This is a genomic window from Saccharospirillaceae bacterium, assembly GCA_022448365.1.
Lineage (GTDB): Bacteria > Pseudomonadota > Gammaproteobacteria > Pseudomonadales > Oceanobacteraceae > Bacterioplanoides.
In genome coordinates, this window is record JAKVCS010000003.1 from 654029 (window position 1) to 671384 (window position 17356).

The 17356-nt window shown below is 48.2% G+C and carries 28 protein-coding genes; all 28 read right to left on the bottom strand.

What is annotated here, in order from left to right:
• Positions 1-2: 2 nt before the first annotated feature.
• The 28 genes from MK185_06565 to MK185_06700 all read right to left on the bottom strand — a co-directional run bounded on the left by MK185_06565 (position 3) and on the right by MK185_06700 (position 17334).
• On the bottom strand, positions 3-296 hold the full coding sequence (locus MK185_06565; GenBank protein ID MCH2040280.1) for a hypothetical protein: 294 nt from the start codon (positions 294-296) through the stop codon (positions 3-5).
• Positions 296-685 carry a hypothetical protein gene (locus tag MK185_06570; protein ID MCH2040281.1) on the bottom strand — a complete coding sequence of 130 codons (390 nt, stop codon included), beginning with the start codon at positions 683-685 and terminating at the stop codon, positions 296-298. Before MK185_06570 ends, MK185_06565 begins: the two co-directional genes overlap by 1 nt.
• Positions 686-687: 2 nt before the next feature.
• Complete coding sequence (locus tag MK185_06575) at positions 688-1119, bottom strand: hypothetical protein (protein MCH2040282.1); 432 nt, start codon at positions 1117-1119, stop codon at positions 688-690.
• A gap of 2 nt (positions 1120-1121) precedes the next feature.
• A complete protein-coding gene (locus tag MK185_06580) occupies positions 1122-1535 on the bottom strand; it encodes a hypothetical protein (protein ID MCH2040283.1) in 414 nt (137 codons plus the stop codon).
• Between the two features lie 3 nt (positions 1536-1538).
• Positions 1539-1973, bottom strand: a complete 435-nt coding sequence (locus MK185_06585; GenBank protein ID MCH2040284.1) for an HK97 gp10 family phage protein — start codon at positions 1971-1973, stop codon at positions 1539-1541.
• A complete protein-coding gene (locus MK185_06590; protein ID MCH2040285.1) occupies positions 1957-2280 on the bottom strand; it encodes a phage head closure protein in 324 nt (107 codons plus the stop codon). The genes MK185_06585 and MK185_06590 overlap by 17 nt, the downstream gene beginning before the upstream one ends.
• Positions 2277-2588: a head-tail connector protein gene (locus MK185_06595; GenBank protein ID MCH2040286.1), complete on the bottom strand. Its 312-nt coding sequence runs from the start codon at positions 2586-2588 to the stop codon at positions 2277-2279. Before MK185_06595 ends, MK185_06590 begins: the two co-directional genes overlap by 4 nt.
• Positions 2585-2851: a hypothetical protein gene (locus MK185_06600; protein ID MCH2040287.1), complete on the bottom strand. Its 267-nt coding sequence runs from the start codon at positions 2849-2851 to the stop codon at positions 2585-2587. Before MK185_06600 ends, MK185_06595 begins: the two co-directional genes overlap by 4 nt.
• 65 nt (positions 2852-2916) lie before the next feature.
• Entirely contained in the window at positions 2917-4164 is a 1248-nt protein-coding gene (locus tag MK185_06605; GenBank protein ID MCH2040288.1) for a phage major capsid protein, read from the bottom strand.
• Between the two features lie 78 nt (positions 4165-4242).
• On the bottom strand, positions 4243-5007 hold the full coding sequence (locus tag MK185_06610; protein ID MCH2040289.1) for a Clp protease ClpP: 765 nt from the start codon (positions 5005-5007) through the stop codon (positions 4243-4245).
• Positions 4961-6268, bottom strand: coding sequence for a phage portal protein (locus MK185_06615; protein MCH2040290.1), 1308 nt, complete (start codon positions 6266-6268; stop codon positions 4961-4963). Before MK185_06615 ends, MK185_06610 begins: the two co-directional genes overlap by 47 nt.
• Positions 6269-6270: 2 nt before the next feature.
• A complete protein-coding gene (locus MK185_06620) occupies positions 6271-7962 on the bottom strand; it encodes a terminase large subunit (GenBank protein MCH2040291.1) in 1692 nt (563 codons plus the stop codon).
• Between the two features lie 4 nt (positions 7963-7966).
• Positions 7967-8452: a phage terminase small subunit P27 family gene (locus MK185_06625; GenBank protein ID MCH2040292.1), complete on the bottom strand. Its 486-nt coding sequence runs from the start codon at positions 8450-8452 to the stop codon at positions 7967-7969.
• Between the two features lie 118 nt (positions 8453-8570).
• The gene (locus MK185_06630; GenBank protein ID MCH2040293.1) at positions 8571-8864 is read right to left on the bottom strand and encodes an HNH endonuclease; all 294 of its coding nucleotides are present in this window, start codon (positions 8862-8864) and stop codon (positions 8571-8573) included.
• Between the two features lie 80 nt (positions 8865-8944).
• Positions 8945-9385 (bottom strand): hypothetical protein, encoded by a 441-nt coding sequence (locus tag MK185_06635; protein MCH2040294.1) that lies wholly within the window; start codon positions 9383-9385, stop codon positions 8945-8947.
• Positions 9386-9387: 2 nt separating this feature from the next.
• Complete coding sequence (locus MK185_06640) at positions 9388-9774, bottom strand: D-Ala-D-Ala carboxypeptidase family metallohydrolase (protein MCH2040295.1); 387 nt, start codon at positions 9772-9774, stop codon at positions 9388-9390.
• 817 nt (positions 9775-10591) lie between these two features.
• Positions 10592-11221 (bottom strand): hypothetical protein, encoded by a 630-nt coding sequence (locus MK185_06645; protein MCH2040296.1) that lies wholly within the window; start codon positions 11219-11221, stop codon positions 10592-10594.
• 795 nt (positions 11222-12016) lie between these two features.
• Positions 12017-12220, bottom strand: a complete 204-nt coding sequence (locus MK185_06650) for a hypothetical protein (GenBank protein ID MCH2040297.1) — start codon at positions 12218-12220, stop codon at positions 12017-12019.
• Positions 12213-12659: a hypothetical protein gene (locus MK185_06655; GenBank protein MCH2040298.1), complete on the bottom strand. Its 447-nt coding sequence runs from the start codon at positions 12657-12659 to the stop codon at positions 12213-12215. Before MK185_06655 ends, MK185_06650 begins: the two co-directional genes overlap by 8 nt.
• Positions 12646-13068: a hypothetical protein gene (locus MK185_06660; GenBank protein MCH2040299.1), complete on the bottom strand. Its 423-nt coding sequence runs from the start codon at positions 13066-13068 to the stop codon at positions 12646-12648. The genes MK185_06655 and MK185_06660 overlap by 14 nt, the downstream gene beginning before the upstream one ends.
• Positions 13053-13283: a hypothetical protein gene (locus tag MK185_06665; GenBank protein ID MCH2040300.1), complete on the bottom strand. Its 231-nt coding sequence runs from the start codon at positions 13281-13283 to the stop codon at positions 13053-13055. The genes MK185_06660 and MK185_06665 overlap by 16 nt, the downstream gene beginning before the upstream one ends.
• Positions 13284-13469: 186 nt before the next feature.
• Entirely contained in the window at positions 13470-13709 is a 240-nt protein-coding gene (locus tag MK185_06670) for a hypothetical protein (protein ID MCH2040301.1), read from the bottom strand.
• The gene (locus tag MK185_06675; GenBank protein ID MCH2040302.1) at positions 13696-14208 is read right to left on the bottom strand and encodes a hypothetical protein; all 513 of its coding nucleotides are present in this window, start codon (positions 14206-14208) and stop codon (positions 13696-13698) included. The genes MK185_06670 and MK185_06675 overlap by 14 nt, the downstream gene beginning before the upstream one ends.
• Positions 14193-14606: a hypothetical protein gene (locus tag MK185_06680; protein MCH2040303.1), complete on the bottom strand. Its 414-nt coding sequence runs from the start codon at positions 14604-14606 to the stop codon at positions 14193-14195. The genes MK185_06675 and MK185_06680 overlap by 16 nt, the downstream gene beginning before the upstream one ends.
• Before the next feature lie 14 nt (positions 14607-14620).
• On the bottom strand, positions 14621-15262 hold the full coding sequence (ssb, locus tag MK185_06685; protein ID MCH2040304.1) for a single-stranded DNA-binding protein: 642 nt from the start codon (positions 15260-15262) through the stop codon (positions 14621-14623).
• A 328-nt stretch (positions 15263-15590) separates the two neighbouring features.
• The gene (locus MK185_06690; GenBank protein ID MCH2040305.1) at positions 15591-15884 is read right to left on the bottom strand and encodes a hypothetical protein; all 294 of its coding nucleotides are present in this window, start codon (positions 15882-15884) and stop codon (positions 15591-15593) included.
• Complete coding sequence (locus MK185_06695) at positions 15881-16240, bottom strand: hypothetical protein (GenBank protein MCH2040306.1); 360 nt, start codon at positions 16238-16240, stop codon at positions 15881-15883. The genes MK185_06690 and MK185_06695 overlap by 4 nt, the downstream gene beginning before the upstream one ends.
• Positions 16241-16257: 17 nt before the next feature.
• Positions 16258-17334, bottom strand: a complete 1077-nt coding sequence (locus tag MK185_06700) for a DnaT-like ssDNA-binding domain-containing protein (GenBank protein ID MCH2040307.1) — start codon at positions 17332-17334, stop codon at positions 16258-16260.
• Positions 17335-17356 lie beyond the last annotated feature (22 nt).

Sequence of the window (17356 nt, forward strand, 5' to 3'; positions counted from 1 at the left end):
GGCTATGCCATTGTCTTTTTGACGTTTGATAAGTGTTTTTTAAACGCTGAAGCACTTACCGGCCTGAGAGGTTCCAGTGCTTTATGTGGGTCTGGATATAAATCATACGGCGTTAACCCATCACCGCCCTTTAACTGCAGGGTTGCGTTGAATAAGGACGCTGTCATCACGCCCGCACGCCAGTTTTCAGCAACAAATCCGGCTGGCTCAACCGAAAAGAAATAACGCCAGCAGTCATAATCGAATGCTGGTATATCTGTTAACTCGGCATGAGTACGAATGCCGAGCTGGTGCATCAGTCGGAAGTCGTGCCAGAGTCTGGGGTTTTCTCTGAAGGCTTTACCGCTTCGGAATCACCATCGACTTTCTTCAGTTCAACACCTGACAGCACCATGATTTCATCATAAAGGCGTTCGATTGGTCCTACGCCATTATCCATCAGAGTTTCTACATCAGACTCCTGAAATAACTGACCGCCTTCATCATCGAGGCAGCCCATTACCACAGGGGACACCAGGCTGTATGCACCGCCTTTTTCGTCGGTTACTTCCTGAACCTTATCTCGCTCGCGCAGCGACAGCTCACGAACTGTAATTTCCAGCCCTTTACCCCATTCCGGAACCGGAACAACAGCCGTTTTTTGGTTTGATTTAATACCAGCCAAAACCGAATCACGCAGGTTCATAATTAATAGCCCTTCACTTCATTAACGTTGAACGAGAACACAACGAAGGTCTCGTCTTTCATGGATGGCAGGATTTTTAATTCAGAAATCCATGCCTTGAATTCGAATGTTTCCTTGCCACCAGTTGCATCTGCAGAATCAGATGGCACGACAAACTGCCAACTGCGTTCTTTGCCTGTTTTAAAATCTTCCTTGATGGTTGCCAAGCCTGCCGCTGTGGTTTTCAGTTTGTACTGCATTCCGCCAGCTTTGCGCATACCAGCCTTCGAGCGCTCCCATTTAGAACCGGTATGAGTATCGTCGAGCGATTCACGTGACAGTGCGAGTTCGGGCAAAGGATCGTACAGGTCGCCCGCTACCTGATCGAAAGTGTCAGGTGTTGAACCTTCATAATTCAGCGTCACATTTTCGGCGCCGATATTTGTATCTGACATGCTTATACCCTCTGATAGATGATCGTCAGTTCGATTGTTTGTGAATGAATTTCTAAGTCAGACTCGAAGTCTGGGCGCTGACTGGTTACTTCCACCAGCTGAATAACGTAATTACCGTATGCGCTGTCAACAGTGCCATGGTAGCCATCAAAATGTTCGTTGATTGCATTGGCAATAAGGGCAGCATCAAGATACGAGTTACCGTAAATATCAATCTGAAAAAGTGCTTGCTTGGTTGAATGCTGTTTGCCTGAGCTGGTGCGCTCACCAGGTGAGAAATCAATAGCGGTGTAACGAACAGCTGGGTATGTGCAGTCTTTGGGAATAATGCCAACATAGACCCGATTGCCCACAACAGAAGCTACGCTGGCCGGTGCAGTCGTAGTCAGCATGTTTTGTACGAATAATTCCAGCACGGGTTATTTTTCCAGCTTTTTGAAATGCCACCGCAGGCGCTTTTTGAAGCGAACCACTGTTTCCTGCCAGTATTGATTTGCTGCGCGTCGCATCCAGCCTTTCGGTGCAATATGGCGGGTTCCCAATTCAAGTAAACCGGCATACCAATGACGGCGCATTCGATAGCCGACGTTGACCGTGGCGCTATGTTCACCATCTGCTTTTTCGGACCATTTTTTGGTGCCGTCTTTCAGACTGGTGGGCTTTTTCTGTTTATTTTTTCGTTCCAGGTACTCGGTATCCGTACCTTCTGGCGCACTTTCCTTCATGGCTTTGTGCATGGGCGTAGCTGCCCACATCAAAGCCCGACGTAAAACCTTTTGCCCGGTAATTACATCAAGCTCTTTGAACTTTTTATCCAGCTCATCAAGGCCATCGATTTTAATTTCCTCGGTCATAGCTGGTTTGCTCAACGGTGAGAACAGTTTTAATACGGCCCGGACTGTCGTGGCCTGTAATATTGAAATAAACACCGTCGATATTTACGCGCATATCGTCGGTTATGCCGGGGATATAGTGCATGGTTAGCTCATACACTGATCTGCTGGTTAAATGATCAGAGGCAAAGCTTTCATTGCTACTCTTCAATTTTTTGGAACACCAGCATGGCTCGAATTCTTGCCATGTAGCTTCTGGCTCGTTCAGCTCATTCTTCTTCGTTACCGGTTTTTCGATAACAGCGTAGGTGTCGAATGTTCCGATCATGCGATTCGATAAACCTTATACGTCTGCCAAAGGCGTTCTGTTCCTTTCGGAAAGTCTGCACCTGTATTGCGGTAGGTGTAGTAATTGCCGATCAGCAATAAGGCACCCTGTAGAATACCGGTGTTTATCACTGCCGTGTGTTCCGGCGATTTGCTATCAGCATCAAGGGCGCCCTGGTCCGAATAGAGCTTTCGTTCGGTGAAATCTTCAAAAGCTTGCAGCGCTGCATCGATATATGACTCGATTAGCTCATCTTCACGATTGTGCAGCACCCGCAGGTGCTGTTTTACCAGGGCGAGAGGGATCATTCTGACAGGGCCTCGTCAGCATTATCCGCGGTTTTTTCAACGTAGCGTGGATCACCACACTTCACTGGTTTGATGCCCAGCACTTCCAGGCAATAAGCAATATTTGCTTCTGAATCCAGCGCCTTGCCAGTGTCGACAAGTTCTTTTAATTCAGCATCCGGAATGCTATGGACCAAATCGTTTGGCTGATAAGTCACGCCTCCCAAAACGACAATACTGGTAATACGAACCGAGTTTTCACCCGCTTTGTTTTTCTTGGACATGATTATTACTCGTGATTTATGGAAACAAAAAAGGACTCAGAATGAGTCCTTTTGTTCAGGAGCGATTACAGCGTGCTAGCACACTGCAATGCTTTAACCGCTCCACCAACGTCGAGCAAATTGCCGTCAGAGCGCTGGAAGCCGACAAAGCCAACCTGACCTTTCAGAGTGAACTTACTGTCGTCCATGCGGAACATCTGCACCTGCGCAACATCTCGAATGGTGTAGTGATTAAAATCACCAAAAAGCACCGGCTTATTGTTTGCGCCAACACCATCCATTTGCTGGTTAATGGTGTAGCCATAACCATAAATACGATCAGGGTCACCTGCTTCATGACCTGGCAACCACAGCGGACGGCCCTGGGCGTCGTTCTCGTCTTTCAGATCACGCAGAGTAATGTCATTGAACATCAGTCCGCAATTACCACCCTCACGGTAGACTGGGTCCACCGAATGAATCAGGTGATTAAGCTCGCCAAACGTAATCTTTGTTGGGGAAGCGGCAGTCTTTCCGACTTGCGCTGCAGTAACAATTCCCTTTGGCTGGCCAGAGCCGGTGCCGATGGTGAAATGCTTGTTCTGAATTCGAGCCAGGCGCATAGCCAGCAGGCGCAGAATATACGCTTCCAGATCAATATCGCTGTCTTGCAGCAACTCAAAAGGAATCGCAATTGATTTAGAGCTGTATTTAAACGCACCCATGGAGATGGTGCCGAATTCGGTATCTCCTTCACCGGCTTGGGCATTTTCGCCAACGATTTCGCCTTCTTCGCTGGTTGCATCGGTGGTTGGCATATCCATTGGGTTGCCGGTTGCCGTAGGCAGAATATTTGCCACGCTACGCATGCCACCAAACTTCTTCATCGCTTCAAGCAGGCGAGTAGCAAATTCACGATGGGTTAATGCGCCACCTTTTTGAGCCTGGCCAACACCCATTTCATTTTGAACGCGGATCACTTCAGAGGCCATAAATTCGCGCTGTTCACTGGTGAGGTTATCAACACCGCCACGCATCCATGCATTCAGGCACTCTTTACGCTTGCTTTCGCGCTGAGTGGCTTCATCAATTGAGATGTTCTGCTCAGCAGCAATATTGCCGATCTGATCCTGTACGGACTGAGAAAGCTGTAACGTTTCTTCAAAGGCAGCAATTTGCTGATCCAGTGGTTCAATGGCAGCTTTCAAATCATCATATTTTTTCTGATCGTCAGCAGTCCATTTCTGATCTTCCGGTTTGTTCTCAACCAGATTAATCATCTGAGCTGCAATGTTTTTGCGCTCTTCCCGCAGGTCTTGAATGCTCTTAGGCATAATATTTCTCCGTATTTTCGGACAGGTATAAAAAAGCCCGCATAAAGCGGGCTGAGATAGGTGGTTTGCGGGAAGCCGCTAACCAGGGTGAGCCAGGGCAAGCGCCTCAGTTTGGCGTTTCAACTTGGCTAGGAATTCTTTGTTTTCTTCGATATCGAAGTCGTCATCATCCGATTTGTTATCGGTAACTTTATTTTTGACCAGTGCCGCAGGTGCATTGGCGTAAGCTGATAAATTCCAATTGGCCGCGTTATTTGGGCCTGCTTCTTCGTCGATAATGGAGTCGATAAAACCATGCTCTTTTGCTTCTTCAGCACTGAACCAGGTTTCCTCTTCCATCCAGTCAACGATCTGGTCACGATCAGCACCTGTTTTCTTTTGGTAGTCATTAACAATGCTGTTATCGACCTTCTCCAGCAGTGCTATGGTTTTACTAAGATCGCGTTTATTACCTATGGCCAGCGTCCAGCCCTCGTGGACCATATAGAAACCGCCATCAGCCATAGATACCGATTTACATGCCGCGCTAATGTAGGTTGCGGCGCTGGCACAAAGCCCGTCAATTTGGGCAGTGATATTGGAAGAATGCTGTTTAATAGCCGTTGCGATCGCACGGGCGGCGAACACATCACCACCTGGGCTATTTATGTGCAAAACAATATTGCTGTCGGAAATGTCGTTCAGAGTTTTAATAAATGACTCTGCTTCAACGCCCCACCAGCCACCGATAGCATCAAACAGGTAAACGTGGGTTGTATCACCCTCGTTTTTAACCTCCAGCGGCTTGGCGCGTTCTTTATTCTGATTCAGAAGGTTTAGAAGGCGGTTCATCATTGCTGCCATCAGTCTCACCTGTTAATGGTTTGTAAAGTTTGTCGCCGCCATCAATTGGCGCGCGGTCTTCGAGTTCGCGTACTTCGTTTACTGTCAGGAAGCCTGGCTGCTGGTTGCCACCCAGACCAACCTGGTACGCCTCATAACGACTTTTAATGTCACCGCGTAAAAGCCCGTCGACATTGAAGCGAAAGAAATACTTATCACTGCGAATAATCTTGCGGTTAACTTCCTGCTCAATTCGCGTAAGAAGTGGACGAAGCGTGAAAATCAGAAAGCCGATACTTTGCTGCTCCAGCCCCGTGCCCCATGCCGTAGACTTTTCCATGTGGCCGATCATATGGGGTGGAACACCGAAAATCCGGGCAATATCAGCGACGTTAAAAGAGCGGGTTTGTAAGAGCTGAGCATCTTCAGCTTTCATTGTGATTTCTTTGAATTCACCGCCACTGGGGATAAACGCGGGTAAGTGGCGTTTATCTGGGTGCTGATGATGGTCAAACCAGTAATCACGAATAATTTTCGCCTGGTCTTTGTTCAGATTTTCAGGGAACTTGATATAACCGCGCGGTGTAGCATCGTTGGCAAAAAATGTAGCGCTGTATTTATCTGCAGCCAGAGCGCCGCCAACAGCATTTAGTAGAACGCTTCTTAAAGTGCTTAACCCTTCTTTCCCATTCCAACCAATATTAGGAGTGTGGAGAATATCGTCTTGGTCATAAGTTGCTTGTATGCCATCGTCGAAAACGACACCATAAATCAGCCGGCCATTTTTGGTATCAGGTACAACACGTTCTGATTTCAGCGGCGTTAAGGAGATCATATCGCCGTTGCGGTTGCGTCCAATCAGTGCGTAAGAGTTGCCATTCAGCAGCATGTAAGTAACAACACACTCCCAGAAAACCACCGCGGTAAGCATTGGGTTTGGCGAATCATGCAATGCTTTGTAATACGGGTGATTACTGGCTATTTCTTTTTTCTTACCGTCACGTTCGTAAATATGAGCCGGTAATGAACCGATTGACCCAGCTATTAGCCGAACACAAGCGTAAACCGCAGATACCTTCATTGCGGTATTACGATTTACTGGCTCACCATGTGCGCTGGCACCGGAATTTAACAAATCCATCATGGATTCAACATCGCCAGAGGTAACCGTCACGGAATTATTTAATTCCTGAATCTGGTCCATCGCAGACGATAATTGCGACTGGGTAGCTGCCAGCTGATCAGACAATACCGCTGTTTTTGACTTACCGAATGGCCACATAATTACCAGTTCACAAAATCCATGTTCATTTCATTGCTCTCAGGCTCATACATAGCCCGACCAACACCCATAATGCAGGCAACGATTCCGTCAATTTTGTTCTCGTTGCTTTCTTTATCAGGAAAATAGTTTTCTTTCTTATCGACCTTGTTCACCGTATTGCTGGCCATCCAATTCAGAACCGGGTGATCGGTGTGATGGAACCGGCCAGACATGACAGCGGCCTCCATTTCTTTCATCGCCAGCGTCATGTTTTGCACAGTGTTGCGGTATTCAACCGTGGTCATGCCTTCTTTTTCGAGCTGCTGCGCAAGCTGAGCAGCACGCCAAGGGTCATAGACCACTTCCTGCAGATTCAAGCCTTCACAGTCTTCCTGTACTTCGTCACCAAACAGCGTAAAGTCGATTTCATAACCGGCCATTTCACATAAATCACCCGAAGCAACCCAGCGCTGATAGGCGTTTTTATTGGCCTTCTCTTTGGTGTTATTGATCGTTTCTTCTGGCAGGTAGAACTTCGGGAAAACGTAGTAATGCAGCTCGCCGTCAATCTCTCTCCGGAATAACCGCAACTGCACACACATATCAATTTTGGCGGCCAGATCGATGCATGCGTAACACTCATCGTCTTTGAAATCTTCGATTCTTAACGATGAGTCGCCACACTCACGCCACTTAACCATGTTCAGCCACTGAGCCTTGGCACCACACCAGATGTTCAGGTGCTTGGTTTTATAAATAACCTGGCGGCTCGGGTTGTTTTTGGCGTTTTCCAGCTGGCTTAGTAAGTAATCTTCCTTGACCGAAACCCCTATATTCGGGTTGGCCATGTACAGGCTTTCTGGTTTATCCCAGTCTTCCTCGTTGTCGATGGTGTAAATGATGCCGAACAGTTCATCATTCGGCTGAACATCATCGAGCATCTTCTGAACTTCGAGCTGCTTGTCATAACAAGGCCCGGCAATGTTAGTCCCGGCGGTTGTGATGATGAACATCAGAGGTTGCTCTCGGGCACCCATACCGGTCAGCATGGTTTCATATAAATCCGGCGTTTTGTGCTCGTGAAATTCATCCACCAGCGAGCAACTGGGGCTGGAACCATCGCCCGGATTACCGACAACCGGTTCAAACTTTGAACCATCGTCTGACCGGTTCATATTCATGGCATTTATTTCAATGCCGAACGCTTCGACCAGCTCCATGGTTTTTTGAACCATGATCTTGGCTGGCTTAAATACTTCTAACGCCTGTTTCTCAGTGGTAGCGCCTGCATAAATCTCTGCACCGAATTCACCATCCAGGGTGAACATAAAATTACCGGTGCCAGCAGCCAGAACTGACTTGCCATTTTTACGGGGGACACATCCGTAAAACTCACGGAAACGACGGGTATCATCCTTCTTGCGCTTCCAACCAAACAACACAGCAAAAATGAACTTTTGCCAGGGTTCGAGCGTTATGTCTTCACGCTTAGACGCCCACTTGCCTTTGGTGTGCGGCAATGACTGAATAAATAGACAAACCGCTTCAGCGGTTGGCTTGTGAAAGTAATACGGGTAAGTCTTACTCTGCTTTTTGATGTCATCCAGGTGACGCTGACAGGCATTTTTTACCCACTTGCATGCCGGAATCTTTCCACCAACGATGTCGCGGGCGTATTTATTCGCCGCATTAACATTGTGAAAAGTCGCCATGCCATTACTTTTTGTTCATCATATCCAGCAATGCTGAAAATTTATTCTCCTTCGGCTTATTACCAGCTGGTACAACAATCTTTGTACGGTTGGCAGGGTCCAAACCGAGCGAGGCACCCAGCGACTGAACTTGTTTGATTGCTTCGTTTGCCGCCGATAGCGCAGGATTTTTTTTGACCGTTCCGTTTTCCTGCATGATCGTGATTTCACGACCGGCCTCTGCAACCGCATGACGCCAAGTGGCGTAAGCAATGCAGAACATTTCCAGATTGTGACCATCGGCTGCCGTCAAAACACCAGACTGACAAAGCTGGGGGCAATAAGACTTCCAGCACTGAATCGCAATTTCATCAGTGATCCATTCCGGGCAATCAATATTTAGCAGCTGATCAAATTCAGGTTCGTTCTGATTAATCGCCCGCTTCCCAGGGTTTCCGGCAAGCTCTTTCTGGGCTTTCGGCTTCGGTTTTCTTCCTCGGCCACCTGGCATAGATAATTCTCAACTACTGAAAAAGCGTTACGGAAAAACTTTTAATTTCGCGGGTATAAAAATTCGACTGAGGCCAACGGTCTCTGTGGCACAGGCTGTAGACTTTCGACCCGCCCCCCTATCTGGAAGAGCCACGGGAGCGACCGAAGCCACCATCCTCAGTGGCTGTCTTGCGGTCGTGGTGCTTCTTGCACAGCGGCTGCCAGTTAGTTTTATCCCAGAATAATGACCAGTCCTTTTTATGCGGGATGATGTGATCAACCAGTGTGGCTTCCATTACTACGCCTTCTTCCTGGCAGTGAACACATAATGGGTTGGCATCAAGGAAGGCTTTTGCAGCTTTACGCCAGCGGCTTGTATAGCCACGCTGATGGGCAGACTCTCTGCCCTCGTCAGCCTGCTTTGCTCGCAACTTGCTGTGCTTCTCGCAACAGCGCTGCCCAGCGGGAACGAGCGCCCCGCAGCCAGTATGTGCACAAGGTTTAAGACTCATTAGCTCCAGCGCTTACTGAATGGCTGCTGCTTCGCCTTGCCACCATTAAAGATGCCTGCGGCTGGCTCAATATACTTTTTATAAAAGCGTCCATATGCCTCGTCATCGTCTGGTGTGTCTGTTACGTTCACCCAGAGCAACGCGATTGCATGAGTGGCCGATAAGCCAAGGCCAACAGCTGGCCAGCCAGGCCATGTGATGGTTGCGGTGTAGAGCAGTGTCAGCCAATCAGTAGTGCTACCAGGCACAGTGACAGCCATTGCCCCACCAGACAAAGCACACAGCACCATCACGCCCCAGGCGCTCACCTTGCGCTCAATTGCGTACATCAGCACGCCACCGACAACAGACAGCACAACGGCAGTGCCGGGCTCAATAAAACCAAACAGAACAGATACGGCGAGCATTAGCATCGCCACAATAGTCAGAGTTTTTGCCATGATTAGTAGCTCCAGATATGCGGACGCGGACGCCAAGACTGCTTGGCAGCATCATCCAAGTGAATAAAACGTTCTTTGCGCGGACCTTTCTGATTAACACCAATACCGGTGAATCCGTGCACGCGAGCCAATAGAATTAATTGAATTGCATCTTCACCAGACACAGCAACATCAACAGCACAACCCAGCGAATGAGTCCCAGGACGGCGCTTATTCTTTTCAGCAGAATGACGACGGGAACGGTAGGCGCTGGTTATCACCATTGGCTTACCAAACTCAATACGCAGAGCCTGAAGGCGGTCCATAAACGAAGGCGACATATTGCACTCGCCAGTTTCTTTGCACTGCAACTCTTTACGGGAAAAGTTCTTCCAATGCCAATCACACATGCTCAGACCTTGCTGTACGATCTTTAATTACTGCCAAATCTCTCTCATGCTTACTAATAATTTGTGCGTGTTCATCAAGTCGAGTCTGGTGGCGAATATGTTGCTCCTGGTGTGAATCAAGCCTCATAGACACTCGCCCCATAACACGACCAAAGCCAATTAGCTGAACAATAACTGAGACAATTAAAGTCGCAGCAGCTATCAGTACTGATGGATCAATATTAGTAAGCATAAAAATCATTAATTAGGTGCCCGGCGGACGACCGGGGCTTTTCATCAGGTCAGGACAGACCGGAATAAAAAAAGCCCGGTTATCGTTAAATAACCGGGCTTTCTGTCTTTTAAAGTGTTTAGGCGTTGTTTCGCCAGTATGGAAATTTAGCCATAAAAGTGCGTCATAAGTCAACCCTCATACTGAATTTAATTACAGGTGGTATTAAATACAGTACTTATGCCCTTAAAAATATCAATCCCCTTTGTAGCCTGGCTGTCTATAAAACTCAACCAACTGATGTTCTGGATCAGTTTCAGGTCGAAGGTTTCTCAGTTCAAAATGAGCAAACCTTAAACCACGATCTTTCCGATTAAGCGCCAATCGCAGAAACACAATGGCCTCACACTCTGAGAGCTTCTCACCATCCGGCGGAATCCAGCCGATACCGTTGCACTCAATACAAGCGGTCTCATCGCTGCTAGTAAAAACCTTTGGAACAAAGCCAGAGCCGCTACATGCTCCGCAGCGACTCCACTCCTCCTGACTAAACTGCTGACGCCTTTTCTTCTCCAACGGCGTGAACTTCCGATCCATGCAATAGCTTTAGGATGCTGCAGCGAATGGCGCTGGCTGCCAGTAATGCTGATCACCGCGTAAACTTCGAATATTTATCAGAGCTTGGGCAACTTTACCTAATCCCTGTCGATCCAAATCGGAGCAACGCTGCTCAACCAAGCCCGCAATAAAACCAAAGTCACGGGCGTAGTTTCTGTTTTTGGTATCTAAGCCGATAGCGCCCGAAGTCAATCGCCGCATAGCCTTATTAAAGTGATCAGCCTTGCGGTACTTTCTGACGCCAGTGATTGCCAAAGCGCGATAATTCTCCATATGGAGATAAACCAGAAGCTGTGCACGTATTTTGACCGCCTGTACTTGATTCCGGCCATTCGTCAAATCAACGGAATCACCAACAAGCGCCACAGCTGACTCCTGAACTGACTGCAGTGAAGCCATAACAGCCGGGCCATATGCCCAGATCAACCAGCCCTTTAATTCTGATTGATTTTCGACCGCTGCAATAACTTTAGCCGCTTCGTATTTATTGGCGATTTTATGTGTGGTGGTTGTGGAAGATGGACCGCCAGCGCTATCAAATCCGCTGGTGGATTGCATTTCTATTGAATACGCTTCGAGAATTGCATTGCGAGCGCTCCATACTGAATTAATACCCATTTAATATTGCCCTGTCTGTCCTGAGTCCTGACAAGGTGTATATCAAAAGTAATATTCTTATAGGTGGGGGTTAAATTCAGCCGCGCTCACTGGCGTACAGGGGGGTACTGACAGGTATTTTAATTTGTGCTTTTATTGCGGCGCTGCAAAGACAAACTCACTAAGGAGCTATCAATACAGATGCAAGAATAAAAAATCGTAGACCAAGGAGTTACTACAAGGAAGAACAAGAGGTCACGCCAATGACCCCTTATTCAAGTACACGATGCGGAGTGTCTCCCACAGTGTGTAGCGCTTACCAAGAACTTACTGTGAGTAACGCCACTCCGCCAGTTTCTTTTATGAATTCAATACATTCATAAAATTTATGTGGAGAAATTTTAATGAAAGGCAAACAGAGAAAGATCAAACAACCGGCGCTTTTAACAGTAATTGTTGGATACCTCATAAAAGAGTTGGCATCTGAAACCCTTACAGAATTATACCCTGCCTGTAGCTCGTTTATTAACTGGCTCATCGACAGAATTAATAAGGTGTAGCGCCAACCCAAAAAATAGGCCGCATTAGCGGCCTTATTTACTTAGTTGATCGAGACTCTTTTACCCAATGCTCGCCATCTCTTCTAATCTCAGAAGCTTACTATCCAATATTACTATTCTCTGGGGCTTACACTCCAGCTGGTTTCGTAATGCTCTCCCCAGTTCAGGGCCTTTACCTTCCTCTTCTAGCTCAACATCCTTAAACCCCATGCCATCGTCGTGAACATAACAAACTCTATAGATATACTTTGAACACTTATCGTTCATGACTGAGCGCCTCTCGCAAAACCTTGCGCATCCATTCCTGGGTTTTCATACCCTGCTGTTCGGCTGCGGCAGTGTATTCTGCCCACGGTCCATCCGCTTCCGCGAATGCGCGGCGCTTGAGTTTTTTATCATCCGGCAGGCGGTTATTGCTGGGCTTACCGGTTAGGTGGTGCGTACTTTTTGAGTTAGCCATTTTTTTCTACCCAATCATTCATAACCCTCACTAAAAATGAAGATCGTTCTAACTCAGGGATTTCGCATAGCTTTGACGATGAGTACGATTGGCCAATTCGATATCTAAGAAACTGAGATCTCTTATCGATATGATTACCATTATTACCACCGTGATTTCTAAAGGCTGTTATATCCCCATGAATATTCCAAAATTCCTTTAGCTGATTGCACTTTGAATTCACACATACAAATGGAATCTCGCCGAATGGTGTTGTATCTACGAACCGCCCACAAATACCGCACTTCCTGGACTCATGCGACCAGAAATCTTTTGGTGTAAATGGACGCCCTTGCTCCATGGCTATTAAGTCCTCAAGATACCAGTACGCCTCCAGCATTTGTGGGCGAGGTATTGAGTTGGCAATTAAAACACTTCTAAAAACCTCAGAAGTCGTCATTACAAAGTGCTCCTTCGGCAGCCACCCTCAATCCTCTGACGATCTCCTCTAAAAAATCGGCTTTGCGGGTTATTTCAATACCTACCTGACCAGCCTCACAAATCTTTGAATCTTGCACCCACAACTCAACTAGCTCCTGCGCGGTGTATTGTCGGCTTCTTAAATTCAAATCAACATCGATTCCAGTTTTTTCATAGAAGCTATCAGAAGAGTAATTCGCAAACGATAAAGCCAGCTCTGCCTCACCTCCTAAACTCTGAATTGATGGCTGGATGTTGTGCATCAAAAAAACCGCCGATTCCGTGGCAACTTCGTAAATCGAATTCTCAATATTTGATTTGGCTTGATCCAAAAAATTTTTACTCTTAATTAAATCCTTTGACGGACTGGCATCTAGCTTTTCAACCATTTGCTGTACTCCATAATAATTTCATTGCGAAATCGCTGACTCAACTTAATATCATTGTCGAGCTGAGTTAGACTGTCGAATTGCAACAGTGTCTTGATCGCCTCCTCAGTCATATCTGGATTAAAGGCATCCATCCGATACCGCTCCCAAATAAAGCGCTGAAAAGGAACCTCATCTTTACGGGCAATAAACCAATTACAGAGCGGACCATTCATCGTTTTTTACCCCTATCCTTTGATCATAGTTAATTCTTCTTCGCGGCCAATCATCTGAATGACTCAGTGCACCCTTTACCCGCTTGCCCATGATTCGAATATACAGGATCTTCCGTTAACTGCAACACCCAGTTAAAATAGTGCTTGTAAATATCCGCCATTAGCATGACTTATACTGCATGGCTATTAGCGGCCTTTATCAGCTGACACTGCCTCTGAAAAGGCCTCGATATCCAAATGGCCGAGACGCAACCGATTCCTGAAGCAGCTGGTTGATTCTCTGCAATCCTGCAAGTGCAGCATCGCATGGCCAATCTCTGGGCTGTCAGCGGCACACCACCACTTCATTTCGTCAATCTTTTGCTGCAGCCAGAGCAGCTCACGCTCCCTAGCCTCAAGCTCTTTTCTGCGTTTAGACTTGAACACTTAGCACCCCCTTCGGCACCGCGAACAACGCCAACAAACCAGCGTCACGCTTATCCTGATTGCTATTGCCCTGCCAGCCGGTGATCTGATTGAAATACTGCGCATCATCTTTGGCTTTGCGCTTAGCTGGACCGGTTAGCGGCTTAACCAGGTGAATGTCTGCACCCATATCCTGCAGGCACTCAACCAGCACACGGGCGACCCCTTTCACCTGCCCTACCTTCTGGGCAATGGCTGCATGAGTCTTAGCATTCGTTTTGCCGCGGCGATATGTGGTTTTATCGTGTTCGACGTTCTCAACAACAAACAGAGCATTACTATCCACCAGCTCCTGGGCGTGTTTTAACAACTGCGGGAATGGCTCTGCCAGCAGGCTGATCAACTGGCCGTCTTTCGCCAGTGCCACGCCAGATTTAACCAGGTCCGGGTCAATACCAACCACCAGCCGACCACCCGGCACCACCGGGGCTGGTGGTCGGGCTTCTACTTGTTTAACCATTTGTTGTACTCCAGCATGATTTCATTACGGAACCGCTTGTTAAGAGCGGGATCGTTATCGAGTTGAGTGCGGCTACCGAACTGCAGCAAGTCTTTAACGGCTTTCTCTGCCAACTCTGGCGTTGTTGCATTGCGGCCGTATCGCTGCTGCAGAAACTTCTGGAACTTTTGCTCACGCTCACGGGCTGCCAACCACTTACACAGCTGACCGCCCTTCGGTTTATTTACTGGTACTGGTGGTCCCTTCTGCTCAATCAGCTGTGCGCGGGTCATCGCATCAATATTCAGAGGCTGCTGGGCCAGCTGGTGGCGCACAGCTTCCGGTGAGTCATCCAACACCAGCATAATCACAGCCCGGCCATAACTATCCTGATCAACTTTACGAACCAGGGCGCGCATTCTTCACCCCGCGTTTAAAAAGGTATGTCATCATCGAAATCATCAAAGGCGTTAGACGGCTGCGGCGATCTTGGGGGCTGATTTGCGCCCGGCTGTGCTTGTTGCGATAAATCACCCGTCTGGCTTATTCCCGGATTATGGCTGGCGGCATGATCTTGGGTGGCAGTGCGGTATTGCTGCGGGCCACCAGCCTGACCCATCGATAAATCACCCGTCTGGCTTATTCCCGCATTATGGCTGGCGGCGTTATGTTGTGGTTGTGAGTTCTGGTGCGGTGCCAGTCCATGGAAGGATTGACCGCCCTGGACTCCATGCCCATCCGCTCGACTATCCAGCATCAGCATATCGTTAGCGATAATCTCCGTGGTGTAGCGTTTGACGCCGTCCCTTTCCCACTCACGGGTGCGAAGCTTTCCTTCAAAGTAGGCTTTACTGCCCTTCTTCAAATACTGCTGAACAATCTCAGCCAGTTTTCCGTAAATGGTTATCCGGTGCCATTCGGTTTGATCTACCTTCTGCCCGCTTTGCTTGTCGGTGTAGCTTTCATCGGTAGCCAGTGAGATATTCGCCACAGGATTGCCATTTGGCATAAAGCGAACTTCTGGATCTCGGCCCAGAGTGCCAATAAGGGTTACTTTGTTTACTGATCTGCCCACTTGGATAAGGCCTCGTAATTAATTGATCTGGAGAAAACAAAATCCACATCAGAATCTGATAAAAAATTTGCTTCAAAGCTGGTGATTGATCTGGAAGTCTGCCAATACATCTCTGGCCGGCAATCCAAATATTTTCCCGGTACATTGCAACGCTGATTCACAGAATTAATCGCATTAGCTAATGGCGACCGAAAGAAATATTCAGGGCCGATACGGCCGAGCTGGCGGCCAAACTTCAAAAGTCGGCGCTTCGCCTCTGACACCGACTTAGCAATCTGCCTTTGCTCCTGAATAAGCCTGAGATAAAAGTCATCTGAAAAGTGTGATCTCAAGAACAGAGGCATTGATCTTTCCTCTGATTGGCATTCCGCCCATGCTTAACCCGGTAAGGGGTCTGACACTTATCCTGATAAGTCTTTCGGTTGCTGTATGCGCGATAGGCATCACAGGTATCAGCTGCAACACGCTTCACGCCAGTTACTGCATCCACACTGCCAGCGCAGTGAGAGCGAAACTCACAGCCGGCGCACGGGCCTGGCTCAGCATCAAAACCCCAACGGCCCTGGGTAGGCTTTGGCTTAACGTGTTCAGGCGAACGGCCATCCATAGCGATAATATTCATTGCTTCTGAATCCCCCCATCGATGCAGTATTCAGCCTTGGCTGCCTCAGTAGGCCACCAAGTGATACATAAGCGATTGGTTTGAGTGCATTTGCGAGCCTCACCACGGGTAAATACCTGCCCTTCACCATCCGGTAACCGGCGAGCTACTTCATGGCGAGTTAAGTGCGGGTGAGCATCGGCAACTATAAAAGCCAGCTCAGCGCTGGTTTTTCCCGGATTACTAGCCACTACCTCTGCCAACTGCTTTATATGGGTCTGACGCTTACCAGTTTTATTCATTTCAGCCGCGGCAATATGGCTCGATTTCGGGTCGGTCGCTCGTGCGGCCGGTGTTTGGATATTGGTTGCTACCATTGTCTGTCCTCGTCCTGTTATGCCGCTGTCGACATTGATTTAATTCGATCCTGCTCGGCCTGACACAGACCAAACTTGTTAATTAACCAATCAGCCTCAAACCGACTCCAACCATTGGCGAACACTTCCTCAACCAGCATGCTCACCGGCAACGCTGTCAGGCGCTCGGCCTCCCGAAGATGCTCCGCGAAATGCTCAATGGTTTTCACACTGACAGCCATGCGGCGTAGCTGGCACTGGGTTAGCCAGCCCTGCAGGTGGTCGCGGTCGATATGGAAATCACCGGTAGCCAGTGCATGCCAGCTGCTGAAATCATGGTCTAAAAGGTTCCAGCTTGGTTGTTTAGCCATCTGGGCCAGTTTCGTTTTGGATTTTTCCCACTGGAGTTTGGCCTGACCCAGGAACGCAGTGTCCCAAGTGCGATTGCGCTCTGGGGTTCGGTGTTCCGTCAGCCAGAAAATCCGAAACTCGGGGATCAGCGATTGGCAGAACTCCGGCGGGATACCTAACTGCATTTCGATTCGGCCGATGGTTTCCGGCTTTGGCTGCCAGTCATCGGCCATGGTCACCTCGTCCCGATCTGTCAGCAGCGGGTCAGGCTTCGCGGGGGTGTTTGTTGTTGGTACTTGGTAATTCAGTTCTTGTTTATATTCATTACTTACTTGTTGGGGTTTTTCCGTATCCGGCGAATCCGTAAGCGGTTTTACCGTGTCCGGGTTTTCCGGTTTCGGTAAATCCGGTTTCGGTGATTTGGCCGTAACCGCCTTTTCCGGTTCTGGTGAATCCGCAGCGATTTGAGGGTGTTCATACACGGTGTATTTATGGCCTGCCATTTTGCCTTTTTCACCACGAATCTTTTCGCAGATCACATAGCCAATGGTTTTCAGTTCATTAAGAATGCGGGCAACACGATCACGGCCTGCTGAACTCTCACTAACCAAGTGTTGAATATTGACTTCCCAACCGTCTGGCTTGCCCAGCAGAAAAATAAGCAATCCTCGCGCTTCCCAGGTTAGCCGGGAGTCTTCAGAGATTGCTTTATCCAGTATGTAGAAGTTCCGCTCTAACGGCGCTCCGCGCCTGATAATGCTCATATTCCTGCCCTGTCCTGAATCT